General features: G+C 45.6%; 25 protein-coding genes and 1 pseudogene. 25 read left to right on the forward strand and 1 reads right to left on the reverse strand.

Annotated features, from left to right (window positions below; genetic code table 11):
• Window positions 1-218 precede the first annotated feature (218 nt).
• From BUC22_RS11355 to BUC22_RS11440, 18 genes and pseudogenes are all read left to right on the forward strand, one after another.
• Window positions 219-896 (forward strand): N-acetylmannosamine-6-phosphate 2-epimerase, encoded by a 678-nt coding sequence (locus BUC22_RS11355; protein WP_013382770.1) that lies wholly within the window; start codon window positions 219-221, stop codon window positions 894-896.
• Between the two features lie 50 nt (window positions 897-946).
• Window positions 947-1,816, forward strand: coding sequence for an N-acetylneuraminate lyase (locus tag BUC22_RS11360; protein ID WP_013382769.1), 870 nt, complete (start codon window positions 947-949; stop codon window positions 1,814-1,816).
• 39 nt (window positions 1,817-1,855) lie between these two features.
• The gene (locus tag BUC22_RS11365) at window positions 1,856-3,385 is read left to right on the forward strand and encodes a sodium:solute symporter family protein (RefSeq protein WP_013382768.1); all 1,530 of its coding nucleotides are present in this window, start codon (window positions 1,856-1,858) and stop codon (window positions 3,383-3,385) included.
• Window positions 3,382-3,615 carry a YhcH/YjgK/YiaL family protein gene (locus tag BUC22_RS11370; protein WP_013382767.1) on the forward strand — a complete coding sequence of 78 codons (234 nt, stop codon included), beginning with the start codon at window positions 3,382-3,384 and terminating at the stop codon, window positions 3,613-3,615. The genes BUC22_RS11365 and BUC22_RS11370 overlap by 4 nt, the downstream gene beginning before the upstream one ends.
• Before the next feature lie 12 nt (window positions 3,616-3,627).
• On the forward strand, window positions 3,628-4,521 hold the full coding sequence (locus tag BUC22_RS11375; RefSeq protein ID WP_041689960.1) for an ROK family protein: 894 nt from the start codon (window positions 3,628-3,630) through the stop codon (window positions 4,519-4,521).
• 60 nt (window positions 4,522-4,581) lie between these two features.
• Entirely contained in the window at window positions 4,582-5,403 is an 822-nt protein-coding gene (locus BUC22_RS11380; protein WP_013382764.1) for a MurR/RpiR family transcriptional regulator, read from the forward strand.
• Window positions 5,404-5,949: 546 nt separating this feature from the next.
• Window positions 5,950-6,957: an ABC transporter substrate-binding protein gene (locus BUC22_RS11385; protein ID WP_013382761.1), complete on the forward strand. Its 1,008-nt coding sequence runs from the start codon at window positions 5,950-5,952 to the stop codon at window positions 6,955-6,957.
• 165 nt (window positions 6,958-7,122) lie between these two features.
• On the forward strand, window positions 7,123-8,019 hold the full coding sequence (locus BUC22_RS11390) for an ABC transporter permease (protein WP_013382759.1): 897 nt from the start codon (window positions 7,123-7,125) through the stop codon (window positions 8,017-8,019).
• A complete protein-coding gene (locus BUC22_RS11395) occupies window positions 8,006-8,803 on the forward strand; it encodes an ABC transporter ATP-binding protein (RefSeq protein WP_013382758.1) in 798 nt (265 codons plus the stop codon). The genes BUC22_RS11390 and BUC22_RS11395 overlap by 14 nt, the downstream gene beginning before the upstream one ends.
• Window positions 8,804-8,902: 99 nt before the next feature.
• Window positions 8,903-9,499: a GNAT family N-acetyltransferase gene (locus BUC22_RS11400; protein WP_013382757.1), complete on the forward strand. Its 597-nt coding sequence runs from the start codon at window positions 8,903-8,905 to the stop codon at window positions 9,497-9,499.
• Between the two features lie 159 nt (window positions 9,500-9,658).
• Window positions 9,659-11,032 carry a 23S rRNA (uracil(1939)-C(5))-methyltransferase RlmD gene (gene rlmD / locus BUC22_RS11405; RefSeq protein ID WP_073382892.1) on the forward strand — a complete coding sequence of 458 codons (1,374 nt, stop codon included), beginning with the start codon at window positions 9,659-9,661 and terminating at the stop codon, window positions 11,030-11,032.
• A 158-nt stretch (window positions 11,033-11,190) separates the two neighbouring features.
• A complete protein-coding gene (locus BUC22_RS11410; protein ID WP_073382895.1) occupies window positions 11,191-11,475 on the forward strand; it encodes a CD1845 family protein in 285 nt (94 codons plus the stop codon).
• A gap of 90 nt (window positions 11,476-11,565) precedes the next feature.
• Window positions 11,566-12,345 (forward strand): replication initiator protein A, encoded by a 780-nt coding sequence (locus BUC22_RS11415; protein WP_073382898.1) that lies wholly within the window; start codon window positions 11,566-11,568, stop codon window positions 12,343-12,345.
• Window positions 12,342-13,193: an ATP-binding protein gene (locus tag BUC22_RS11420; protein ID WP_073382900.1), complete on the forward strand. Its 852-nt coding sequence runs from the start codon at window positions 12,342-12,344 to the stop codon at window positions 13,191-13,193. The genes BUC22_RS11415 and BUC22_RS11420 overlap by 4 nt, the downstream gene beginning before the upstream one ends.
• On the forward strand, window positions 13,190-13,675 hold the full coding sequence (locus tag BUC22_RS11425) for a PcfB family protein (RefSeq protein WP_073382903.1): 486 nt from the start codon (window positions 13,190-13,192) through the stop codon (window positions 13,673-13,675). The genes BUC22_RS11420 and BUC22_RS11425 overlap by 4 nt, the downstream gene beginning before the upstream one ends.
• Window positions 13,672-14,403, forward strand: coding sequence for a BRO family protein (locus tag BUC22_RS11430; RefSeq protein ID WP_073382905.1), 732 nt, complete (start codon window positions 13,672-13,674; stop codon window positions 14,401-14,403). The genes BUC22_RS11425 and BUC22_RS11430 overlap by 4 nt, the downstream gene beginning before the upstream one ends.
• A 31-nt stretch (window positions 14,404-14,434) precedes the next feature.
• Window positions 14,435-15,955: pseudogene (locus BUC22_RS11435) on the forward strand (VirD4-like conjugal transfer protein, CD1115 family); the annotation flags it as partial.
• Window positions 15,956-16,050: 95 nt separating this feature from the next.
• Window positions 16,051-16,434, forward strand: coding sequence for a TnpV protein (locus tag BUC22_RS11440; RefSeq protein ID WP_073382908.1), 384 nt, complete (start codon window positions 16,051-16,053; stop codon window positions 16,432-16,434).
• A gap of 50 nt (window positions 16,435-16,484) precedes the next feature.
• On the opposite strand, the gene BUC22_RS11445 is transcribed toward BUC22_RS11440, so the two are convergent.
• Entirely contained in the window at window positions 16,485-17,333 is an 849-nt protein-coding gene (locus BUC22_RS11445) for a helix-turn-helix domain-containing protein (protein WP_002594259.1), read from the reverse strand.
• A 341-nt stretch (window positions 17,334-17,674) separates the two neighbouring features.
• Here BUC22_RS11445 and BUC22_RS11450 point away from each other — a divergent pair, with 341 nt between their 5' ends.
• From BUC22_RS11450 to BUC22_RS11475, 7 genes are all read left to right on the forward strand, one after another.
• The gene (locus BUC22_RS11450) at window positions 17,675-17,968 is read left to right on the forward strand and encodes a hypothetical protein (protein WP_002594258.1); all 294 of its coding nucleotides are present in this window, start codon (window positions 17,675-17,677) and stop codon (window positions 17,966-17,968) included.
• Window positions 17,952-18,257, forward strand: a complete 306-nt coding sequence (locus BUC22_RS11455) for a hypothetical protein (protein WP_002594257.1) — start codon at window positions 17,952-17,954, stop codon at window positions 18,255-18,257. The genes BUC22_RS11450 and BUC22_RS11455 overlap by 17 nt, the downstream gene beginning before the upstream one ends.
• Before the next feature lie 101 nt (window positions 18,258-18,358).
• A complete protein-coding gene (locus BUC22_RS11460) occupies window positions 18,359-19,927 on the forward strand; it encodes a serine/arginine repetitive matrix protein 2 (RefSeq protein WP_330581134.1) in 1,569 nt (522 codons plus the stop codon).
• 15 nt (window positions 19,928-19,942) lie between these two features.
• Window positions 19,943-20,629, forward strand: coding sequence for a CHC2 zinc finger domain-containing protein (locus BUC22_RS11465; RefSeq protein WP_073382910.1), 687 nt, complete (start codon window positions 19,943-19,945; stop codon window positions 20,627-20,629).
• A complete protein-coding gene (locus tag BUC22_RS11470) occupies window positions 20,589-21,947 on the forward strand; it encodes a virulence-associated E family protein (RefSeq protein WP_002594254.1) in 1,359 nt (452 codons plus the stop codon). Before BUC22_RS11465 ends, BUC22_RS11470 begins: the two co-directional genes overlap by 41 nt.
• A 268-nt stretch (window positions 21,948-22,215) precedes the next feature.
• On the forward strand, window positions 22,216-22,383 hold the full coding sequence (locus tag BUC22_RS22105; RefSeq protein ID WP_002594253.1) for a hypothetical protein: 168 nt from the start codon (window positions 22,216-22,218) through the stop codon (window positions 22,381-22,383).
• A gap of 71 nt (window positions 22,384-22,454) precedes the next feature.
• Window positions 22,455-24,107: a recombinase family protein gene (locus BUC22_RS11475; RefSeq protein WP_004612783.1), complete on the forward strand. Its 1,653-nt coding sequence runs from the start codon at window positions 22,455-22,457 to the stop codon at window positions 24,105-24,107.
• Window positions 24,108-24,111 lie beyond the last annotated feature (4 nt).

Below are 24,111 nucleotides of genomic sequence, written 5' to 3' on the forward strand. Positions count from 1 at the left end.
TGTTTGTTGTGTCCATTATAGGTAGGATAAAGAAAAATTTCAACGGAAGAAAAATTTTAGCAAGAACTTTCAAAGGAAAACGTTTAGATTTTAATATTAAAGGGTTTCAGGCATAAATAAGAAAGAACTTTCTAAAAATAAATAAATATTGAAAATAAAGTTCAAAGAAAATATACTGGTTTCAACAGCAAGAAGTACAAAGGAACAGGAGTTTTAAAATGGATATACAGAATCATTTAATCGTTTCATGCCAGGCCCTGCCCGACGAGCCGCTGCATTCCTCATTTATTATGGGACGGATGGCCAAAGCAGCAGAGGAAGGTGGCGCGAGGGGGATCCGCGCGAACACAAAGGCCGACATTACTGAGATAAAGAAAAACGTAGATCTGCCAGTGATTGGAATTGTCAAAAAAAATTATGCTGACAGCGAGGTTTACATTACGCCCACCATGGCGGAAGTGAAGGAGCTGGCAGAAGCCAGGGCAGAGATCATCGCTATGGACGCAACGGTTAACCTGAGACCGGGAAAGATAACTTTGGATCAATTTTTTAAGACAGCCAGAGAGCAATATCCAAACCAGATGTTCATGGCGGACTGCTCGACCGTTGAGGAGGCCCTGCACGCCGCGGCCATTGGCTTTGATTTTATCGGGACAACACTGGTGGGCTATACAAAACAGAGCGAGGGAATGAGAATTGAAAACAATGATTTCGAAATCATTCGGGAAATCCTTAGAAAAAGCAAGACTCCGGTCATTGCCGAAGGCAATATCAATACGCCGGAGAAAGCGGCGAGAGTGCTGGAGCTCGGCTGCTACAGCGTTGTGGTGGGGTCGATTATTACGAGGCCGCAAGTCATCACCCGTAATTTTGTAAAAGCCATTGAGGCGCGGTAAGGTCACTGCGTTCAGGTTTAATATAATAATTTTTTAGAAGGAGTTATAAAATGAAAGGTATTTATTCTGCATTGCTGGCATCCTTTGACGAACAGGGAAAGATTAACGAACAGGGGGTCCGGGAAATCGTTCGTCACAATATTGACAAAATGATGGTTGACGGGCTGTACGTTGGAGGCAGTACCGGTGAAAACTTTATGCTGTCGACCGAGGAGAAAAAACAGATTTTTGAAATTGCCAAGGACGAAGCGGGCAGTGAGGTTAAACTGATTGCCCAGGTGGGTTCTATTAACGTCTATGAGTCCATTGACCTTGCAAAGCATGCCACTGCGCTGGGGTATGACGCGATCTCGGCTGTAACGCCATTTTATTATAAATTCAGTTTTGAGGAAATCAAGGACTATTACAATATGATCATTGACAGTGTGGACAACAGGCTGATTATCTATTCCATTCCGTTTTTAACCGGTGTGGACATGAGTGTTGAACAGTTTGGGGAGCTTTTTGAAAATCCAAAGATTATTGGCGTTAAATTTACCGCGGCGGATTTCTTTTTACTGGAAAGAATGCGAAAAGCTTACCCTGATAAGCTGATTTTTGCCGGATTTGACGAGATGATGTTGTCAGCGGCGGTGCTGGATGTAGATGGAGCCATTGGCTCAACCTTTAATGTGAACGGCCCACGCGCCAGACAGATTTATGAATTGGCAAAAGCTGGAAAAATTGAGGAAGCCAGAGAAATCCAGCATACCACCAATGATCTGATTGCCGCTATTTTGGACAATGGCCTGTATCCCACCATCAAATGTATTCTTGAGGAACAGGGCGTGCACGCGGGCTGCTGCCGTAAGCCGATGGCCAGCGCCACACCGGAAGCGCGTATACGCGCCAGAGAAATTTACAAGCAGTATATTAAATAAAAAGAAACCAAAAGATTGTTTTTACAGGGGGGAAAATAAATGCAGGGTTTTACAACAATTGATTTAATTATTCTGATCGTTTATCTGGCAGCTGTCCTGGTTATCGGGCTGGCTTTTGCAAAGAAAGACATGCAGGGAAAAGAATTCTTCAGGGGGGACGGAACGATTCCATGGTGGGTGACCTCTGTCTCGATTTTCGCCACACTGTTGAGTCCGATCTCTTTTCTGTCACTGGTGGGAAATTCTTATGCCGGCACATGGATTCTGTGGTTTGCGCAGCTTGGTATGCTGATTGCCATTCCAGTCACCATCCGGTTTTTCCTGCCCATGTACAGCCGCCTGAATATTGACACGGCCTATGAGTATCTTCAATTGCGTTTTGACAGCAGGGGTCTCCGTATTCTCGGGGCCATTATGTTTATCATTTACCAGATCGGCCGTATGTCCATCATTATGTACCTGCCATCCATGGTGTTGGCTAACCTGATGAATATCAATGTCAATATTCTGATTATTCTTATGGGCATTGTGGCCATTGCCTATTCTTACGCTGGTGGGATAAAATCTGTTTTATGGACCGATTTTATTCAGGGCTGTGTTTTGATTGCCGGCGTTGTCTTCGCTTTGATCTTCCTGATCTGCAGCATCGATGGCGGCATGGGCGCTGTGATGGGTGAGCTGGCGAATGGGAAATTTTTGTCCGATACCCAGATGCTTATTGATCCGAAAATATGGAAGGACAGTGTTTTGATCATCCTGGTGGGCGCGGGCTTTAATACCTTTTCATCCTATATCTCAAGTCAGGATATTGTACAGCGTTTTACGACCACAACAGATGTTAAAAAGCTGAACAAAATGATGCTGACAAACGGCGCGCTGTCCATTTTTGTGGCAACAGTCTTTTACCTTATTGGTACGGGCCTTTATGTTTTCTACGGTCAAAACCCTGCGCTGGCTCAGACCGCTCAGCAGGACCAGATTTTTGGCTCATTTATCGCGTATCAGCTGCCTGTGGGCATTACGGGCATTCTGCTGGCGGCTATCTACGCGGCTTCTCAGTCAACCCTGTCCACAGGATTGAACTCTGTGGCGACAAGCTGGACCCTTGATATCCAGACCATGGTGAGCAAAAAGGAGATGAGCTTTAAAAATCAGACCCGGATTGCCCAGTTTATTACCCTTGGAGTAGGGATCATTGCCATTGTGGTTTCCATGGTTTTAGCCAATGGAGAAATTAAGTCTGCCTATGAATGGTTTAATGGATTTATGGGGCTTGTCCTTGGTGTATTGGGCGGAACCTTTGTGCTGGGGGCTTTTACTAAAAAGGCTACAGATATCGGGGCATATGCGGCTTTTGCGGTATCTGCAGCGGTAGTGATCTATCTGAAGTACAATGTGCCGGAAGTTTCAATCTGGGCTTACGCCATTATTTCAATTTTTGTATCACTCATAGTCGGTTATATCATCAGCGCGGTACACCGGGCAGTCAGCAAAAAGAGCTTCAATTATGATGACCGGACCACCATCTTTTTCAAAAAAGATAAACAGGAAACAGGAGAAAAAGCATGATCTTTGGTAGAATAGAAGACAGAGAACATATCGAGTTTCTGCCGCCTTCGGTACTGCAGTGCTTTGACTGCTGCCAGAGCGGAAAACTGGGTGAACTGGAAAAGGGCTCCCATGAGATCAGCGGTGAAAATATTTTTGTGAATATTGTTGAATATGAGACAGGTGACCGGGCGGAAAAAGCCCGGGATTCAGACAGAGACGCCTCAGATGATCCGCAAGGCGATTTTTAAAGTGAGGCTATGATGAAAAAGTATATTTGTATTGATATTGGCGGCACTGCCATTAAGCATGGGGTGGCCGATGAAGGGCTGAGGCTGCTTGAAAAAAGCGAGATACCAACCAAAAGCCAGGTTGACGGAGGGCCGGGAATTGTTAAGAAAGTCCTGAAGCTTGTAGAAAACTGGCGGCGCTGCTACGATATCTCCGGCGTGGCAATTTCCACTGCGGGTATGGTGGAACCAAAAGAGGGAAGAATCATCTATTCCTGTGAGCTGATACCCGGTTATACAGGCACAGAATTAAAAAAAATTGTGGAGGCAGCCTCTGGGCTGCCTTGTGCCGTGGAGAACGATGTAAATTGCGCGGGGCTTGCGGAAAGTGTGACTGGCGCCGGAAAGGGGGCGTCCAGCTGTCTGTGCCTGACCGTCGGTACGGGTGTTGGCGGCTGTCTGATTCTGAACGGAGAAATCTACCATGGCTTCAGCAACAGCGCCTGCGAGGCAGGTTATCTGAGTGTGGGAGGAGAGAGCCTTCAGGAAAAAGCTGCCGCCAGTGTGCTGGTACGGAAGATAGCGGACCTGCGCGGAATTTCAGAGGATCAGCTTGACGGAAAACAGATTTTCAGTGAAGCGCAAAAGGGAGCCGCGGACTGTGTCCAGGCCATTGACGAGATGGTTGAAGCATTATCCCTCGGAATTGCAGACATGGTTTATATTCTGAATCCGGAAGTGGTTGTTTTGGGAGGAGGAATTATGACTCAGAGGGAATATCTGGAGAAGCGGCTGCAAGCTGCGCTCAGCGAAAAAATTATTCCCGCTGTTTACAGAAACACCCGTCTGGCCTTTGCCCAAAATGGAAATGATGCCGGCATGGTAGGCGCGCTGCTGAATTTGTTAAAAGAAGAAAAAAGTAGGTGAAAAAAGCCAGTATTTCTGATATGATCTTTAATAACAGAATCATGAACGGGGATTGTAACAATGAGTGATTATCAGAGGACGGTTATTCCTGTAATCGAGGCGGCCTATGACAGTATGACTGCAGTGGAGAAAACCATTGCGGATTTTTTTATTAACAATAACGAGAGGATGGATTTTGCGGCGAAGCGTGTCGCGCAGCGGCTTTTCGTTTCAGAGGCGTCGCTGTCACGTTTTGCCAAGAAGTGCGGTTTTAAGGGATACCGGGAGTTCTTGTATCACTACGACAGCACCTTTACTCAAAATAAAAAGGTCGTGGACAACCTGACCAAGGGTGTGCTGAATACCTATCAGGAGCTGCTGAATAAAAGTTACGCTTTGGTGGATGAGCAGCAGATGCAGCGGATCGCTCTGCGCCTGGGCAGGAATCCGCGGGTTTTTGTGTACGGCAAGGGGAGCTCTGGTATGGCAGCTCAGGAGGTAAAGCTGCGGTTCATGCGTCTTGGGCTGGATGTCGAGGCCATCGTGGATACCCATATTATGAAAATGAACTCAGTGCTCGTCAATGAGAAATCTTTGGTTATCGGGATCAGTATCCGGGGGAAAACGCCGGAGGTTCTCTCCTCGCTCAGGGCGGCCAAGGAGCATGGCGCGAAAACAGTCTTAATTACCGGAAATGCTGCTGGCAGTTACCCTTACTGCGATGAAATCCTGCCCATAGCTGTTACCAAAAATCTGGAAGGTGGAAATATTATTTCTCCGCAGTTTCCCATTTTAGTCATGGTTGATATTTTTTACGCTTATTTTTTAAATACGGATCTGGTCAGCAAATCTGCGCTGTATCTAAACACCCTGGGGGCGCTGAGTAAAGTGCCAGAAGAATAGCTGAATAAATGACAGAAAACAGGGTAAAAAATTTAAGGCTTGACAAAAGACACAGGCAGGCATATAATACGAACAATAACAAAAAAATAAACCTGTGATTAAGAGTAAGTAAACAGGCATGTCATCTGGATAGAGAGCCGCGGACGGTGGAAAAGCGGTGAGGTGCGGTCCGTTGAATGGGCTTATGAGGGCAGAGCAAAAGGACAGTGGTCCGAGTATCTCTGACGGGATCTCCACCCGTTACAAAGGGAGCGTGTATGTTAGTATACGGACTTAAGTGGGCGATTTATCGTCAATTTGGGTGGTACCGCAGGCTTATGGAGCTTGTCCCTTGTGTAAGGGGCAGGCTCTTTTTGATGTTTTGTCCAAATTCCATGGGAATCTGGCAGTGAGTAAGGAGCGTTAGCGGACGAACGGCAACAAAATATGATCCATAACAAAAAAAGGAGTTGATGCCATATGGTTGGCTGGTGGAAAATCAATATAAAATACGATAAAGATAAAAAACGGAAAAAAGAAAATTAAAACAGAAAGAGGAAAAAAGAAATGAATAAATTATTTAAAAAAGTAATGGTTGGTGTGGTAAGTGTCGCGATGGTGGCAGGTTTTACAGCTGGGTGCAGCAGTAATGGCGGCAGCGCGTCGGACGACGGCAAGGTCACCGTCGGGGTCATCCAGTACGCCACACACCCGTCCCTTGATAATTGCTATGAGGGCTTTAAGCAGGGCCTGGAAGCCGGCGGCTTTAAAGAAGGCGAGAACCTCACCATCGAGTTCCAGAACGCCCAGGGTGATGTCGCCAATGCCGACATGGCTGCGAAAAATATGGTGTCTAAAAAGGATAACCTGATTGCCGGTATCGCCACACCAGCAGCGATGTCCGCCTATGCTGCCACAAAGGGCGGTGATATTCCAGTGGTCTTTACCGCAGTATCAGACCCGGTATCTGCCAAGATCGTCCAGTCCATGGAAAAACCCGGCGACAACTGCACCGGTACGGCCGATGTGCTGCCTCTGGAAGCCCAGATTAAAATGATCCGCTCCTTCCTTCCAGACGCCAAGAAAATCGGTATCCTGTACACCACCAGCGAGCCGAACTCCGTATCGCATTTGGAAAAATTCAAACAGATTGCCCCGAACTACGGTTTTGAGGTAGAGGCTGTGGGCGTGACCAACGCTTCAGAGGTTGCCGCAGGCGCACAGACACTGGTGTCAAAGGGTGTCAACTGCATTAACAACTTTACCGATAACAATGTTGTCGATAATCTGAGCACTGTGTTAAAAGCGGCTAACGACGCGAAAATCCCAGTGTTTGGCTCAGAGGAGGAACAGGTTAAAAACGGCTGCCTGGCTTCTCAGAGCATCGACTATGTCGCCCTTGGAAAACAGACCGGGGAAATGGCCGCTAAAATCTTAAAGGGTGAAGAAAAAGCTTCCGATATGGCGGTTCAGGAAGTGACTGAAAGCTCACCGGTTTATAACAAAGAAGTGATGGAAACCCTCGGTTTAACACTGCCCCAGGATTTAAGCACAGCGACCGTGGTCAGTAAATAATTGAGAATGAAGAATTGAGAATGGAGAATTACAGGAACAAAACCACAGAGTGGTTTTGATGATGATCGAATCGGCAAAGCCGGTTCGCACCTTTAATTCTCCATTCTGCATTCTCAATTCTCCATTAGCAGTGTGTAAAATTTTAAGTTTGAAAGGAAAATGTCAATGGATATCATATCCGGATTAGTTATCAACGTCCTCGAGGAAGGCTTTATCTACGGGATTATGGCCGTCGGGGTGTACATTACCTATTCAGTTCTGGATTTTCCCGACCTTTCAGTGGACGGAACCTTCCCGCTGGGGATGTGTCTTACCGCCATGCTGATTACTGCCGGGGTCAATCCGTGGCTTGCGTGCGTGGCGGCCTTTGTTGTGGGAGCGGCGGCTGGCTGTATTACGGGTTTTCTTCATGTGAAGCTCGGCATCACCGACCTGCTCTCCGGAATTCTTGTGATGACAGGGCTTTACAGTATCAACCTGGCCCTGACCGGCGGCAGCGCAGTGCTGCCCTTTTACAATATGCCCACCATTTTTAACACCGGGCTGGCAGCCGTTCTGCCCTCAGGCTACGGTCTTGTCATCATGGTGGCAGTGATTTGTATTGTGGTCAAGCTGCTCATTGACCTGTATTTAAAAACCCAGTCCGGTATGCTGCTCCGGGCGTCCGGGGATAACCCGCAGTATGTTGTCTCACAGGGGCGTGATCCCGGAAAGATGAAAATCATCGGTCTGGCCATCGGCAACGGCTGTACAGCCTTGTCCGGCTGTATTCTGGCACAGCAGACCGAATCCGCCAATGTGGCTGTGGGGACAGGGATGGTCGTTATGGCACTGGCTTCAGTCATCATTGGGATGAACCTGTTCAAGCGGGTATCCTTTGTAAAACCGACCCTCGCGGTGATCTTCGGGGCCATCATCTACAAGGCCTGCCTGGCCATCGCCATGCAGATCGGCCTGCCGACCAACTACCTCAAGCTGCTCATGGCCGTTATTTTTACCATCGCTCTGGTAGGCGGCAAGCTTTTCCCGGAAAGGAGAAAGAAAAACCATGCAGAATCATGAACCTCTTGTCCGTATGGAACATATTTACAAAACCTTCAATCCGGATTCTGTCAACGAAGTGGTGTTGTTTGAGGATTTTAACCTGAGCATTAAAAAAGGCCGCTTTGTCTCCGTCATCGGGAGCAACGGCTCTGGAAAAACGACCATTTTAAACCTGCTCTGCGGCAGCCTGCCTGTGGATCAGGGGAAAATATATGTCGGCGGCAAGGACATTACCGGGCTCAAGGAATACCAGCACTCCGCCTTTATCGGCCGTGTGTTCCAGGACCCGTCCCTGGGTACCTGCCCCAGCATGACCATCCTTGAAAATATGGCGCTGGCAGACCGGAAGGGCAAGCCCTATGGACTGGGCATTGGCGTCAATAAAAAGCGTATTGATTTTTATAAAAGCCAGCTGGAGCTTTTAAAGCTGGGGCTGGAGAATAAAATTGATCTGCAGGTCGGCAGCCTGTCCGGCGGCCAGCGTCAGGCGCTGGCGCTGCTCATCTCCACCATGACGCCCATTGACCTGCTGATTCTGGACGAGCACACTGCCGCCCTTGATCCAAAGTCCAGCGAGAACGTCATGGAGCTCACCGAAAAGCTGGTGCGCGAAAAACATCTGACCACCCTCATGGTGACGCATAACCTCAAATTTGCCATCAACTACGGCGACCGGCTGGTCATGATGCACCGCGGCAATATCGTGATTGATAAATCCGACGATATGAAGGACGCCTTGGTGGTCAGAGACTTGACGGATAAATTTAATGAAATCAGTATTGAGGATGGCAATTCGTTATAAAAAGAAAAGGATCTGCGAAAACAGGTCTTTTTTTAAACGGTCTGATTTTTCTTTAAGCGAGACGGGGTATAATGATTGTATTAACACCGGGAGGAAATCATGAAGAAAGATTATAAAATTACCAAACTCAACACACTGGAGTCCGGCTTTCGGCACCAGGCTGTCCGCTTGTTTGTCGAGGGCTTTTACGATATGATCAAGTCCATTTCAGCTGATAAGGATGTGCTGTTTCAGCTTTTTGAGCCAGCGCTGCGAAATGATATGGCCTACGTCTGCCTTGACGGCGAAAAGGTTGTGGGGCTTCTGGCTTACTCCGACAATAAACGCCGCGCCTTTGATATAGAAAGAAGCGGGGTGTCCCGGGTGTTTGGGCCTGTAAAGAGCCGAGTCATCAAGACGCAGCTTATGTTTATCATTGGAAAGCCCGCTGTGAAAAGGGACGACGAGGGCTACATCGATTTTCTGGCCACTGACCCGGCCTGCAGAGGACAGGGCATTGCCACAAAGATGATCAATTATGTGGCTGAAAATGCCGGAATTTCCAGTCTGAGCCTGGACGTGATCGGCGGCAATGGAAATGCCATACGCCTGTACCGCCATCTGGGTTTTAAGACCACAGAAATACAGGACAACCTGCTGCTGCGCATAGCCGGCATCCGTAAGCTGCTGATTATGAAAAAAGAGTTATACGAATAAAAAACCCGGAGGATAATGATCCTCCGTTTTTTTATACGTGTTTTCTGTTTCACAGCAGGTTATACCTTTTGTCTGTTAATATAGCCGCGGCGTTTCTTTTTTTACCCAAAGATGATACAATAAATTATCAATATATTTAAATACGAGAAAGAGGAACCAATGAAAAAAGGCGATATTATCGATATTAGAATAGAAGGCATTGAATTTCCGGGGAAATCCTGGGGAATGGTGGAGGAAGAGAGCGGCGCCAAAAAGGTTGTGATTAAAAACGGTATTCCCGGGCAGCTCGTTAAAACCCGGATTACCAAAAAACGCAGTAAGAAAATCGAAGGGCAGCCCCTGGAAATTCTGTCGGCCTCCCCCTTGGAAATTCCAGCAGAATGCCCGGCCTTTGGCAAATGCGGCGGCTGTACCTACCAGAGCCTTCCCTACGAGAAACAGCTTGAGCTAAAGGCCAATTATGTTTTAAGCCTGCTGGGTAAAGCCGGAATCGACGGCTTCGAGTTTGGAGGGATTATCCCCAGCCCGGAAGTGTTTGAGTACCGTAATAAAATGGAATACTCCTTTGGCGACGACGTGAAGGACGGCCCCTTGCTTTTGGGCATGCACGAGCGCGGCAGTTTTTACAACATTGTCAAAACCGACTGCTGCCGCCTGACAGACGAAGACTTCAACATTATCCAGCGAGCCGTCCTCGGCTATTTTCAGGAAAAAGACCAGACCTATTTCCACAAGCGGAGCCATGAGGGCTTCCTGCGCCATCTGGTTATCCGGAAAGGCAGGCAGACCGGAGAAATCCTCGTCAATCTGGTTACCACCTCCCAGTCAGAACTGGACAGCGCGGATTTTACCGAGCTACTTCTGACCCTTGAGCTGTCCGGCGAAATTAAGGGCATCCTCCATACCATCAACGATGGAGTGGCCGATGTGGTAAAAAAAGATGACCTGCATATTCTGTACGGCGAGGACTGTATTCACGACAAAATCCTCGGCCTGGAATTTGAAATCTCGACCTTCTCCTTTTTCCAGACCAATACACTGGGCGCAGAAAAGCTGTATTCTGTTGTCCGCGATTACGTCGGAGACCGCCAGGATAAGACCATCTTCGACCTGTACTGCGGCACCGGCACCATCGCCCAGGTCCTGGCCCCGGTGGCGAAAAAAGTCATCGGTATCGAGCTTATCGAGGAAGCCGTCGAAGCCGCAAAGATCAACGCCGAAGCCAACGGCCTGCACAACTGCGCGTTTATCGCCGGCGATGTTATGGAGAAAGTAGCCGAGCTGCCCGACAATCCCGATATCATCATCCTCGACCCCCCGAGGGATGGCATCCATCCCAAAGCGATCTTTAAAATTATCGGCTTCAAGCCTGATACCTTTATCTACGTGTCCTGCAAAGCCACCTCCCTGGCGAGGGACCTGCCGTTTTTTAAGGAAGCAGGGTATGGGGTGGAGAAAGTCTGCTGTGTGGATATGTTTCCGCATGTGGGACATGTGGAGTGCATAGCGTTGATACAAAGAGTGAAATCATAAAAATCCTGCATTTTAAGCAGTTTTACAAGCATTATGTCTTTAATGAAGATGGCGATGGAGGAAGAAAAAAAGTCCTAAAAAATTATATTGATGTTTATGTTTGCATTGATATGGTGTGTGGAGATACAAGGAATGAATTGGGAAGTGAGGAATAAGAAATGATTAGGTGGATAATAAAAATAATATTGTTTCCATTCAGCTTGCTACTTAGTATCCTCACAGCCTTTCTAACATTCCTGCTCGGCATAGGAACAACTATTCTGTATTTCTTAATGCTAATGTGTATTGTTACTGCAATAGGATCATTTATGCAAAAAGATATATCACTTGGCATTGAAGCACTGGTATTAGGATTTTTGTTAAGTCCTTATGGAATACCTATGGTTGGAGCAACAGTTTTAGCCTTCCTTAAAGGTATAAACGAAGTAATAAAATCAATCTAAAAAATTTCATACAAATGGTTACCAAAGACGATAGAGAAAAAAACTATCGTCTTTTTCTTTGCAAAATTTTAAGGAGGGAGGTGATCCTGTATGGACTTTGACTATTTCTATAACAGAGAAGCTGAGAAATTTAATTTCCTGAAAGTTCCGGAGATATTAGTTGATGGAGAAGAATTTAAGGGATTATCGGCAGAAGCAATTATCCTTTATTCCATGCTTTTAAAACGCACAGGTATGTCCTTTAAGAATAACTGGGTGGATAAGGAGGGCAGAGTATTTATCTATTTCACAGTCGAAGAAATTATGAAAAAAAGAAATATTTCAAAGCCGACTGCCATAAAAACATTGGATGAGCTTGATATGAAAAAAGGAATTGGACTGATTGAAAGAGTAAGGCTTGGACTTGGAAAGCCAAACATTATTTATGTCAAAGATTTTATGAGTGTATTTCAGGTAAAAGAAAATGACTTTCAGAAGTTAAAAAACTTTACTTCAGAAGTAAAAAATATTGACCTCAGAAGTAAAGAAAATGAACTTCAAGAGGTTAAGAATGTTGACTCTAACTATATAGAGAATAATAAGAGTAAGTATAGTAAGAGAGATAATAGTTTTGGTAAAAACGGACTTGGAACATTTCAAAATGTATTTTTAACGGCAGAAGATATATCCGATTTACAAATTACATTAAATTCGCAGCTTGAAAATTACATCGAACGCTTATCCGCATATATCAAAAGCACCGGAAAGACATATAAAGACCATAAGGCAACAATCCTTTCTTGGTTCTATAAAGATCAGGGAAGAAGTAAAGACACCAAAGCATCAAATATCCCGACATGGGAAGAATATGACAAAGGAGAACACCTATGATGAAAGAATTAGAAAAAATAATGATAGAGGATGTAGAGTATTCTTACGATCCTGAAAAAGAGTATATCAAGGAGGGACACGCCTATTGTAAGGTCTGCCACGAACGAAAAGATGGAAAGCCAATCCAAATGTTAAATAAGCCGATGATTTTCAAAATGCCTTGTAGGTGCGACAGAGATAGAGAAGTCAAAGAAAAGGAACGAGAAAAGCAGATGGAAATAGAACGATTAAAAAGGAACTGCTTTAATTCCATTATCCAGTGGGCATATACCTTTGAGAATTATCAGGCAAAAGAAAATCAAAGTCTTATCATCGCTAAAAACTTTGTAAAAGACTATGAGGAGATGAAAAAAGAAAATATCGGACTACTATTCTATGGCTCAGTAGGAAGTGGTAAGACATACCTTGCTTGTTCCATCGCCAATGCTCTAACTGAACAGTATCAGATAAGTGTTAAGATAAGAAACTTTGCTCAAATCATAAATGAGCTACAAAAAAGCAGTTTTGACTTTGATAAAAACGCATATATTGAATCCCTTGTAAATACTTCCGTTCTTATCTTAGATGATTTAGGAATTGAAAGAGATACAAGCTATGCTAAAGAGCAAGTATATAACATTGTCAACAACAGGTACTTAAAACAGAAACCGACTATTTTTACTACCAATCTTTCCTATGACACAATTCTAAATTGCACGGAAAGTGTGGAATATCAAAGGATTTATTCACGAATTATAGAGATGTGTATTCCTGTGATGGTTGTAGGAGAAGATTTTAGAAAGGTTATTCAAAAGGATAAACTGAATCGTAATAAAGACAGACTACTGAATGGAGGTGTGAGAATTTGATCAATGAAGAAATTGCAAGAAAAACACTGAATATGGAAATCAAGGCTGCTAAGGTAACGGGAAAACTTCTTTTTACATTACTAAAGAAACTGATGAAAGAGGCAGAAAAACTTGGCGGACTTGAAAAACTCGTAAGTAGCAAAGGAAACGAAGTAAAGCTTAAAGATATAGTTAAAAAGGGACAGCTTGAAGAAATTCCGGTAGAAGAAGCGGAACTTAAGGAACTGAAAAAAGAGCTGAACAGATATGGTGTTAAGTTTTCGGTGATGAAAGATAAGGAAAGTGGGAAATACTCAGTATTCTTTCAAGCTAAAGATATGAAAGTTATGGATAAAGCCTTTAAGCATGCTTTGTCAGAATCAGAAAAGAAAACGGAAAGGAAAGAGTCCATTCATAAGAACATAGAGAAGTTTAAGGAGATGGCTAAAAATGCTATTTCAAAAGATAAAATCAAGAATAAACAAAAGGAGCAGAGCCTATGAATAAGTTAATAACATTTGAAAATACGGAATTTGGGAAACTCACTGTAATTGAAAAAGGCGGTGAGTTTTTCTTTATTGGGAAAGAAGTAGCTGAAAAATTAGGATATATCAATCCACAAAAAGCTATACGAGATCATATTGAAGATGAGGACAAGCTGACCGAACGATTCGTTCAGTCAGGTCAAGGTAGAAATATGTACATCATCAACGAGTCCGGTCTTTATTCTCTTATCCTCTCTTCCAAGCTACCACAGGCAAAAGAGTTTAAGAGGTGGGTTACCAAAGATGTACTTCCGAGTATTCGTAAAAACGGCGGATATATCAAAAATCAAGAGAATTTGTCAAAAGAAGAGATACTCGCTAATGCGGTGATTGTTGCAAATAACCTCATTGCTGAAAAGGAGAAAGTGATTGAGGATTTAGAGCTGAAAGCCAAGTATTTCGATGAACTGGTAGATAATAACTTGCTTACTAATTTTAGAAATACGGCAAAGGAGCTTCATCTTCCGCAGAAAGTATTCATTCAATTTCTTATAGACAAAGAACTTATCTATCGGGATAAGAAAAATAGGCTTCTTCCTTACGCCAAGAATAACAAGGGATATTTTGAGATTAAGGAATGGTGTAGAAATGATAATGATGCGGTAGGTATTCAAACCTTTGTAACACCTAAAGGCAGACACTTTCTTTTACTCCTAATTGGAGGTGATGATACTTGTGATAGATAAGATACTAAAAGACATAAAAGGGTTATTTAAGGTGCAGGATAAGGCAAAGTTTTTTAAGCGGAACATTCCATATCTTGCATTTTTCTATGTAGGTAATATCTTCTCACATCATGTAAGAGTTTATATAGGTGGCGATATTATCGACAAAATCTTTCAGGGCATATTAGAGCTTAATACTATGAGCTTTATTCCAAGTCTTCATATAATGGATATACTTTCAGGGATATTAGTAGCAACCTTAATTAAATTTATCGTCTATACCAAAGGCAAAAATGCTAAAAAGTTTAGACAGGGGAAAGAGTATGGCTCAGCCCGCTGGGGAACGAAGAAAGATATTGAGCCGTACATGGATGAAAAGTTCCAGAACAATATCTTGCTTACACAAACAGAACGATTAACCATGAACGGCAGACCTAAAAATCCTAAATATGCTCGTAACAAGAATGTACTTGTCATCGGTGGATCAGGCTCCGGTAAGACGAGATTTTATGTAAAGCCTAACCTAATGCAAATGCACAGTAGCTATTGTGTAACCGATCCTAAAGGAACGATAGTGATTGAGTGTGGTAAGATGCTTGAGGATAATGGATATGAGATAAAAATCCTAAATACCATCAATTTCAAAAAATCCATGAAATACAATCCATTTGCCTATATCCGTTCTGAGAAAGATATTCTAAAGCTTGTTCAGACAATCATCGCAAACACTAAGGGCGAGGGAGAAAAAGCAGGCGAAGATTTTTTGGTGAAAGCTGAGAAACTCTACTATACGGCACTTATCGGATATATCTGGTACGAAGCTCCAAGAGAAGAAAAGAACTTTGCAACACTACTTGATATGATAGACGCTTCAGAGGTAAGAGAAGATGATGAAACTTACATGAATCCGATTGATAGACTCTTTGAAGCATTAGAAAAGAAAGAGCCAACACACTTTGCAGTGAAGCAATATAAAAAGTACAAATTGGCTGCGGGGAAAACAGCGAAATCTATTCTTATATCTTGTGGTGCAAGACTTGCTCCATTTGATATACAGGAGCTTAGGGACTTGATGAGTGAGGATGAACTGGAGCTTGATACACTGGGAGATAGAAAGACAGCACTCTTTGTCATTATCTCTGATACAGATGATACTTTTAACTTTGTGGTATCTATTATGTATTCTCAGCTATTTAACTTGCTATGTGATAAGGCAGATGATGTGTATGGAGGAAGATTACCTGTTCATGTAAGATGCCTACTTGATGAGTTTGCAAACATCGGCTTAATTCCAAAGTTTGAAAAGCTAATAGCGACAATCCGTTCCAGAGAAATATCAGCAAGTATAATTCTTCAAGCACAATCTCAGATAAAGGCAATTTACAAAGATAATGCTGACACAATCGTGGGCAACTGTGATAGCACCTTATTTCTTGGTGGAAAGGAGAAAACAACACTTAAAGAGCTTTCTGAAACGCTTGGTAAAGAAACCATTGACCTTTACAACACATCTGAAACAAGAAGTAATCAAAAGAGTTTTGGACTTAATTATCAAAAGACAGGTAAGGATATGCCATAATTCATGGTGACGAGTTCAGTTGCCTTGAATAACAGATGAACAGGGACACGATCAACTGGATTCGGATAAAACGAAAACAGGAGGTCGCTATGGAGAAATTGAAAAAGCATATCCATGATGACAGTAACGGTCTGGACTATGTTCTGGTCGGAGACTACTATATTCCAGACTTACAGCTGCCGGAGGAAAGCCGCCCAATCGGACGGTGGGGACGGAAGCACAGGGAATATCTGCAAGAGTATTGTCCCGACCGGTACAATGAATTGCTTCTGTCTGGAAAGCTGTGGACATATCTTGCCGATCTGGATGAGCAGGCACAGAACCGTCTGGATTGTATCATTGCCCAGATAAAAGAAACAGAGGGAGTCACGGAGGAATTGAAAGCAAAAGACCAGCTTGCATGGGTCGGTCACATGAACAGCATACGCCACCGGGCAGAGGAAGTCATTCGGTCTGAGATGATTTTCGTCTGAGAAGGTGGAAAAACTGAGGCCATTCACTTTTATAGTGGATGGCCTTTTTGCTACCTGCGCTTTTTCTTTTTTGGCATATAATACGGCTGTGACTTGGCTTTTCCCCGCATATTGTTTGGGTTTTTAAGCAGTTTGGACAGGCTCAGTATCCGCAGAAAAGCCGAAAAGTCCTCGGATGAAATTTTTTCAAAAGGAATCTGCATTTTATCACAGAACTCATGGATCATAGCTTCTGTGTCGGTTCCCATCTGTATGGCCTGTTCAAAATTCTCTTTGACCTCATCCAGTGTTGGCTGTGGGTCGGCTGTGGTCTTGTCTTTCAAATGGGCTTCCCGTATATCCCGGACAATGCTGTCCAGATCATCATGAAGGATATGGCTGTAAAAATCGTTCTCCTGTACCTGACCCAATTCCAGCGTCCGCATATACAGATCATTTTCTCCAGGTGCGTGTTCTTTAAGAATGGTCTGCCGGGTAGCTTCCAGAATCAGATTCATCTGGTTCACCCGCATATCAGCGATCTGGTCAATAAAGATTTCCATATCAACCATCAGCCGCAAAAAATTTGGATGAGTCGCCAGTTCACAAAGCAGGCGGTTGTTGATCTTTCCGCTGCTCAAAAGTTCCACCATAGCGTCACTCAGATGCAGAGCTTGAAGCTCCGTGTTTGGGTGATTTTTATTTTCTGACACGCCCATCAGATAATCAGTGGACACTCCGTAAAACTTTGCCAGTGTCGCAATCGCAAATGGGCTGATGTCTTTGTAGTCATCGCTCTCATATTTCCCCAGTGCCGACTTAGACAGGCCGGTCTGTTCTGCCAGCTGTTCCAGCGTCAGGTGCTTATCCACCACTCGCAGGTCTTTGAGCCGTTCCGGGATTGACAGTTTTGTGTACATCAAAGCACCTCCTTGCCATCGGTTTTTGTTTTTCATTATAGCACATTTCCGAGAGCGTGGAAATATGCGGTTTTCATGTGTTTTTCCTGCGTCTTGGACATACGGGAGCAGCCCTCTTTTTTCGGTAAACTGGTTCTTGTCAGGAGACATAGAACCTTGAAAAATGAATGACCGACTGCAAGGGGGACGACCTCCGGGGAAGTGACGCCACGATAAGAGCGCACCAAAGAGGACAATACGCTGGGAGAGAATCCGGGCAGGAATATTTTGCAGACAGACCGGCAGACAGAAAAATAAACGATGCGGAACATACCGCATCAAATGAATGGAGGTAGATCATTATGAAACTGAATATGAAGGAAAAGAAAATTCTTTACGCTTACGCCTGCCCCAGCCATCACAACACAGTGACAAGGCTGAAATGGCTGACAGCATTGACTGTTGACCCGGAGGCGAAAAGCCAGATGCTTCATCTTGCTCGTAAAATTGAGACAGAGACAGAGGAAAGGTGGTACGAAGCCTTTTACCATCATCTGCGTATGGAGATGGACGAATACCGCCGGATTAGACGCAGTCTGCGTGCGCTGAAAGCAAACACCGATTATGAGGAGGAACTGTATGAGGAAGCTGTCTAAATATGAAAAAGAAACCATCATCAACTGGAATGAGGGCGAGACGATTGCCAGTATCTACACCTTCAATGCCAGCTTGAAACGCAGACTGGAGGATTTCAGCCGGAAGTACCCTCTGCTGTGCCGCTTGGAACGCAGTACGCCGGAAGGTAGCGTGACCTATGTGATGGACAAGTCACGACTTTCGATCCGGCTGGTGCCGCCGTACAGCGAAGAACGGCTGGCAGCTGCAAGGGAGTGCGCAAAAGAGCATGGCTTTCAGGTCATACAGACAGAAGAAAAAATCGCTTAAAATGAGGGCGATTTACGAAAAAATATCGGGTCTGCACCCGCTGTTTTGATCGGCAATTTCCGCAGGCGTATTCTGTATCCACTTCTCGCCTATGGGCGTAAATGTACGGATACGGAGCCGGTGAAACTGGCAAAAACCGCTTCTGCGGTGAAGGCCAGCTTCGCCGGTGCGGGAGTACAGAGGGCAGCCAGCCCTTTGTGCCGGGGTGCAGGGGCGGCAGCGCACTGCTGGGGTCAAGGGGCAATGCCCATTGGCGGGTTGAGGGCAGCCAGCCTCATCGGGTCAAGGGTGAAACGCCTTGCCCAGGGAAAGTTGATGCCTGCGTCAACTTGTACTGGGTATTACCTGACGCAAAACTTCGCAGGTCTGGCGGCTTTGCCGCCCTCCCCAGCCCAGAACATCTTTGCAGGAAGGAGGAAAAATATTTGAAATTAACAAGACACAATGGACGATCTGGGAAGCATGGCACTTACAATCCCCGGCACAATGACCGTCGGTTCGATGTAGAAAATAGCGAACACATTGACGCTGAGCGTGCCAGACAAAATGTGTACTGGGACTGTTACCGGGGCTTTACCACCCACGACTTTCGGGAAAACTCAGAGCAGCCGGATTTCAGCTTTGAGGAAATTGAACGGATGTATTACTACGAGCATTATGCCGACCATGTCAATGCTCAGAACGCCCGGAACGAGAAAACCCGGCACATTGAGCGCAATCGCACTGTGGATGATCTTTTGAAAAATAACAAGACCTGTCCAGAAGAAAGCATCTACCAGATCGGCACTATGGAAGAATCCGTTCCGCCAGAGACTTTAGCGCTCATTGTCAGTGAATTTTATGAGGAATTTGAAAACCGTTTCGGTTCTCATATCCACATTTTAGACTGGGCGCTCCATCTGGATGAAGGAACTCCGCACATCCATGAGCGCCATGTATTTGACTGTGAAAATCGGTATGGAGAGCTGTGCCCCCAGCAGGAAAAGGCGTTGGAGGAACTGGGTATCCCTCTCCCTAAACCGGAACAGCCAAAAGGAAAGCACAATAACCGGAAACAGACTTTTGATGCAGTCTGTCGGATAATCTTATTTGACGTTGCCAAACGGCATGGGCTGCATCTGGAACAGGAGCCGTCTTATGGTGGGCGTGACTATTTGGAAAAGCAGGATTATATCCTGATGAAGCAGAAGGAGCAGCTGGCGACACAGGAGCAAAAGCTGGAGGAACTGACGCTAAAAATTGAGGATGTAGAAACCTTGCTGGAAGATGTTTCCGGTGCAGCCTATGACAAGGCGGTGGAGGTTGTGACCGACAAGGTTCGGGAACAAACCCAGCTTGAAGATATGGAAGTAATTGAGAAATATCGAAAGAGCGTGGTATCGCCCAATGCCAAAAATTCGCCAGAAGTTGTGAAGATAGCGAACACTCTGCTGAGTAGGGTGCGAGAAAAATTACAGCAGTCTGCTGAAAAAGTTCTCAAAAAGGTACAGGCGGTGCTGTTAAAACCGGAGGTCAAACAGGCTGGCAAAGAGCAGATCAAAAATAAAGCCAGAAAATCCATTAAGGAGAAGCTGGCACAAGGCAAACTGGACGCTGATCGGGAGAACCGGGTGCGCTGGGAGCGTGAAGGACGGATTGCTCCAACAAGAAAACAGGATATGGAATTGTGAGGCATCTGATTTTCTATGGAAACCGGATGCCTTTTGCATTGTTTGGAGGTGGAAGAAACGAATGTATTTGAAGCAGTAAAACAGTCTGTTACCACAAGGCAGGCTGCTTTGGTTTATGGAATTTCAGTAGGACGCAACGGGATGGCTTGTTGCCCGTTTCACGATGACAGGCATCCCAGCATGAAGGTGGACAGACGGTTCCATTGTTTTGCCTGTCAGGCAGATGGAGATGTGATTGATTTCACTTCCCGTCTTTTTGGACTAAGCAGTAAAGAAGCTGCCTTAAAGCTGGCAGAGGACTTCTCAATCAGCTTTGACCGCAAAGGCCACGATCCGCCACAAAAGAGAGTAATCAAAAGAAAAATCAGCGTGGAAATGCGATACCGGCAGGCAGAGCAGAAATGCTTTCGGGTGCTGTGCGACTACCTGCGTTTGCTGGAACGATGGAAAGAAGAATATGCGCCCAAACAACCGGAGGATGACTGGAATCCTTTGTTTGTGGAGGCTCTGCACAGGCAGCCATATATCGAATATCTGTTGGATCTTCTTCTGTCTGACAGCATAGAAGAACGAGCTTTTGTAGTTGCTGAGTATGGAAAAGAGGTGAGGAAAATTGAACAGCGAATATCAGAGTTTATCGCCAGCCACCCAGCAGGCTGTGATGAGCGCAGCCGAAGCCATAGCGACGGAACAGAGCGTTGATGAGGTGCGGCAGAGCCTTTCTGTTACCGACAAGGGAAAAACAGCCAACACCATCGACAACTGCCGGATTGTGTTCTGCTGCGATCCACTCCTGCGGGATGCCATCCGGCTTAATCTCCTGACAGACCGGGTAGACATTGTACAGGACTTGGGCTGGCGCAGGAATACCAGCGCTCTGACGGATACGGATGTGAAATATCTTCTCCTCTATTTTGAGAGAAACTATGAGCTGACCAGTGAGAAAAAGATCACGGCTGCCCTTTCTATCGTAGCAAACGAAAATTGTTACCATCCAATTCAGGATGTGCTGAACAGCCTTGTCTGGGACGGTACACCACGCATCCGATCCTGTCTGCACCATTTTCTTGGTGCTGATGAAAGTGACTATGTGGAAGAAATGCTGAAACATTTCCTGCTGGGTGCTATACGCCGGGTATTCCGTCCCGGTTCCAAATATGAGGAAATGCTTTGTTTGGTGGGCGGTCAGGGTGCCGGGAAGTCCACCTTCTTCCGACTGCTGGCGATCCGGGACGAATGGTTCTCTGATGACCTGAAGAAGTTGGATGACGACCGGGTATTCCAAAAGCTACAAGGTCACTGGATCATTGAGATGTCAGAGATGCTTGCCACCAGCAGCGCAAAGAGCATTGAAGAAATCCGTTCCTTTATTAGCCGACAGAAGGAAACCTACCGGACACCTTATGAATCTCAGCCTAAAGACCGGCTTCGGCAGTGTGTGTTCGGTGGTTCCTCGAATACGCTGGACTTTCTGCCGCTGGATCGAGCCGGGAACCGGCGCTTTCTCCCAATCATGATTTACCCGGAGAATGCAGAGGTTCACATTTTGGAGGACGAGGACGCTTCCAGAGCGTATCTGTTGCAGGTATGGGCAGAAGCTATGAGCATTTACCACAGCGGCAAATATTCCATGAAATTCAGCAAGTCCATCCAGCGTCAACTGGTGGAGGTGCAGAAAGACTTCATGCCGGAGGACACCGAAGCCGGACAGATACAGGGATTTCTGGAACACTACACCGGAAACATGGTCTGCTCAAAACAGCTGTTCAAGGAGGCGCTGGGACATACCTTTGATGAGCCGAAGCGGTGGCAGCTCCACAATATCAATGAGATCATGAATACGGTCGTGACCGGTTGGAAGCCTTTTTCCAATCCCCGGATGTTTGCCGGATATGGCAGACAAAAGGGCTGGGAACGGGACACTTCCGGCAACGAACTACCCAGCAACGAAGGTGGATTTGTAGAACTGAGTGAAGAAGAATGTCGTCAGCTGGAACTTCCGCAGGAGTGGATCGCCTGACAAGGACGGTCTGTTGCCGGGATGGCTGCCGGTTGGTTGCCGGGTTCGTTGCTGATAAATTTATGGGTTTGATATAGAAAAAGCCCGCAAGTAAAGGCTTTTTATGATCTATCTATGTTTTCGGCAACGAAAGCAACGAGATTTTATAAGAAAATTTGAAAAGTTAAGAAATCAGGGTCAGACGATAGTTTACAGGTTTTTTGATGTCCGTTGCCGGACTTCGTTGCCGCAACCACCGTCTAATCCCCCTATTCTATGGAGGTAGCCTATGGAGAAAAACAAGAAGCAGAATAAAAAAGTCCAGTTTGTAGTGGTTCGTGAGTTTTCTGGGGACAAAACCATGCGAGAAGCCTTTGAGCAGCTGATCGAGCGTCAGACCTGCGAACACTTTGAGGAATGGCTGGAGCATCGGGAAATGGCACAGAAAGCGGCGTAAAGCAGTTGAATCATGGACAGGGACATGGTATTATAATGATATCGTGTCCCTGTTCATAGAAGGAGAACACTATGAGCAGGAAAAAACAAGTTAATCAGAAAATCACAGCCCTTTATTGCCGTATCTCTCTGGAGGATGGCGGCGATAATGAAAGCATGAGCATCAGCAACCAGAAACTTATGCTCCGGGACTTTGCCGAAAAAAATGGGATGTTCCAGTATGAGTATTATGTAGATGACGGTTATACAGGCCGCAACTTCAACCGCCCCTCTTTCCAGCGCATGATTGCCGATATTCAGGCGGGAAAGATAGGCTGCGTTATCACCAAAGACCTGTCCAGGCTGGGCAGGAATTATATCGAAGCTGGCAGCTATATCGAAATCTTTTTCCCAAAACACAATGTACGCTATATTGCCATTACAGACGGAGTGGACAGCCTGACCCGTCAGGAAATGGACATTACGCCGTTTAAGAATATCCTGAACGATATGTACAGCCGGGATATTTCCAAAAAGGTGCTGGCAGGGCGTATGACCCGTTCCCGGCAGGGGAAGTTTTGTGGTGGGCAGCCGCCCCTCGGTTTGATGCGTGACCCGGAGGATAAGGGACATTTGATCCGTGACCCTGAGACAGCACCGGTAATCCGAAAAATCTATGATATGGCGCTGGATGGCTGGGGATGCATGCGGATTGCAAAGCAGCTCATGGATGATAAAGTCCCGATCACCAGAGTAAAAAGCAACACAGAATGTGATGTAAATTACTATTCATGGGGAAGTGCAAGAATCAGCCATATTCTGCGGAATCCCTTTTATAAGGGCGCACATCTGGTCTGCCGGACACATCAGAAAGGGATTCGCTCCAACACCTATGACATTATCCCTCGTGAGGACTGGGAAATTATCGAGGATTGCCATGAAGCAATCATCTCCCCGGAAGAATGGGAGCAGGTACAGGAAATCATTGACCGCAGACCAACCATTATGAAGGGCAACTCCTGCCCCTTTTATAACCTGTTCCACGGTATCATTTATTGTGCGACTTGCGGAAAGTCCATGCAGGTGCGGTATGAAAAGGTTGGCAGAACCGGAAAGAATCGTTTTACCGGCGAACAGCGAGAACCGATTGATAAGGCGTATTATATCTGCCAGACCTACAACAGGCTGGGCAAGAACGCCTGTACCAGCCACAAGATCGAAGCCAGAGATTTGTACAACCTTGTGCTGAAAGATATTCAGGAACTGGCAAAGACTGCGCTCAAAGATGCCGATGCTTTTTATCAGCGGCTGAGCAGCCGGATGGAGCGCCGGTATCTTCTGGATGTCTCCCAGACACAGAAGGAATGTCAACGACTGGAAAGCAGGAATCGTGAAATTGATGAGATGTTCCTGAGCCTATATACCGATAAGGCAAAAGGAATCCTGACTGAGCAGCGTTTTATGAAGCTGACAGCAACACTGGAACAAGAGCAGGAAGCCAACCAGAAGCGCCTGCAAGACCTACTGTTGATGATGCGCCACTCTGACGAACAGGAAAATGAAGTCCGCACCTTCATCAAAGAAATCCGGCGCTATGCAGCCATTGAAGAACTGGATGAAGCGGTGCTGAACCGGCTCATCAGCAAAATTTTGGTGGGCGAAGTCAAGAAGATTGACGGACAGAAGGTGCAGGAAGTCAGAATCGTTTATAACTTTGTCGGAGAAATCCCGGAGATTACAGCATAATCAT

This window comes from Eubacterium callanderi (assembly GCF_900142645.1).
Classification (GTDB): Bacteria; Bacillota; Clostridia; order Eubacteriales; family Eubacteriaceae; genus Eubacterium; species Eubacterium callanderi.

What these genes read in the sequence shown, in the direction of transcription:
- BUC22_RS11355 (WP_013382770.1), top strand. Translation starts at nt 219, where the DNA reads ATGGATATACAGAATCATTTAATCGTTTCATGCCAGGCCCTGCCCGAC.
- BUC22_RS11360 (WP_013382769.1), top strand. Translation starts at nt 947, where the DNA reads ATGAAAGGTATTTATTCTGCATTGCTGGCATCCTTTGACGAACAGGGA.
- BUC22_RS11365 (WP_013382768.1), top strand. Translation starts at nt 1,856, where the DNA reads ATGCAGGGTTTTACAACAATTGATTTAATTATTCTGATCGTTTATCTG.
- BUC22_RS11370 (WP_013382767.1), top strand. Translation starts at nt 3,382, where the DNA reads ATGATCTTTGGTAGAATAGAAGACAGAGAACATATCGAGTTTCTGCCG.
- BUC22_RS11375 (WP_041689960.1), top strand. Translation starts at nt 3,628, where the DNA reads ATGAAAAAGTATATTTGTATTGATATTGGCGGCACTGCCATTAAGCAT.
- BUC22_RS11380 (WP_013382764.1), top strand. Translation starts at nt 4,582, where the DNA reads ATGAGTGATTATCAGAGGACGGTTATTCCTGTAATCGAGGCGGCCTAT.
- BUC22_RS11385 (WP_013382761.1), top strand. Translation starts at nt 5,950, where the DNA reads ATGAATAAATTATTTAAAAAAGTAATGGTTGGTGTGGTAAGTGTCGCG.
- BUC22_RS11390 (WP_013382759.1), top strand. Translation starts at nt 7,123, where the DNA reads ATGGATATCATATCCGGATTAGTTATCAACGTCCTCGAGGAAGGCTTT.
- BUC22_RS11395 (WP_013382758.1), top strand. Translation starts at nt 8,006, where the DNA reads ATGCAGAATCATGAACCTCTTGTCCGTATGGAACATATTTACAAAACC.
- BUC22_RS11400 (WP_013382757.1), top strand. Translation starts at nt 8,903, where the DNA reads ATGAAGAAAGATTATAAAATTACCAAACTCAACACACTGGAGTCCGGC.
- rlmD (WP_073382892.1), top strand. Translation starts at nt 9,659, where the DNA reads ATGAAAAAAGGCGATATTATCGATATTAGAATAGAAGGCATTGAATTT.
- BUC22_RS11410 (WP_073382895.1), top strand. Translation starts at nt 11,191, where the DNA reads ATGATTAGGTGGATAATAAAAATAATATTGTTTCCATTCAGCTTGCTA.
- BUC22_RS11415 (WP_073382898.1), top strand. Translation starts at nt 11,566, where the DNA reads ATGGACTTTGACTATTTCTATAACAGAGAAGCTGAGAAATTTAATTTC.
- BUC22_RS11420 (WP_073382900.1), top strand. Translation starts at nt 12,342, where the DNA reads ATGATGAAAGAATTAGAAAAAATAATGATAGAGGATGTAGAGTATTCT.
- BUC22_RS11430 (WP_073382905.1), top strand. Translation starts at nt 13,672, where the DNA reads ATGAATAAGTTAATAACATTTGAAAATACGGAATTTGGGAAACTCACT.
- BUC22_RS11440 (WP_073382908.1), top strand. Translation starts at nt 16,051, where the DNA reads ATGGAGAAATTGAAAAAGCATATCCATGATGACAGTAACGGTCTGGAC.
- BUC22_RS11445 (WP_002594259.1), bottom strand. Translation starts at nt 17,333, where the DNA reads ATGTACACAAAACTGTCAATCCCGGAACGGCTCAAAGACCTGCGAGTG.
- BUC22_RS11450 (WP_002594258.1), top strand. Translation starts at nt 17,675, where the DNA reads ATGAAACTGAATATGAAGGAAAAGAAAATTCTTTACGCTTACGCCTGC.
- BUC22_RS11455 (WP_002594257.1), top strand. Translation starts at nt 17,952, where the DNA reads ATGAGGAAGCTGTCTAAATATGAAAAAGAAACCATCATCAACTGGAAT.
- BUC22_RS11460 (WP_330581134.1), top strand. Translation starts at nt 18,359, where the DNA reads ATGTACGGATACGGAGCCGGTGAAACTGGCAAAAACCGCTTCTGCGGT.
- BUC22_RS11465 (WP_073382910.1), top strand. Translation starts at nt 19,943, where the DNA reads ATGGAAACCGGATGCCTTTTGCATTGTTTGGAGGTGGAAGAAACGAAT.
- BUC22_RS11470 (WP_002594254.1), top strand. Translation starts at nt 20,589, where the DNA reads ATGAGCGCAGCCGAAGCCATAGCGACGGAACAGAGCGTTGATGAGGTG.
- BUC22_RS22105 (WP_002594253.1), top strand. Translation starts at nt 22,216, where the DNA reads ATGGAGAAAAACAAGAAGCAGAATAAAAAAGTCCAGTTTGTAGTGGTT.
- BUC22_RS11475 (WP_004612783.1), top strand. Translation starts at nt 22,455, where the DNA reads ATGAGCAGGAAAAAACAAGTTAATCAGAAAATCACAGCCCTTTATTGC.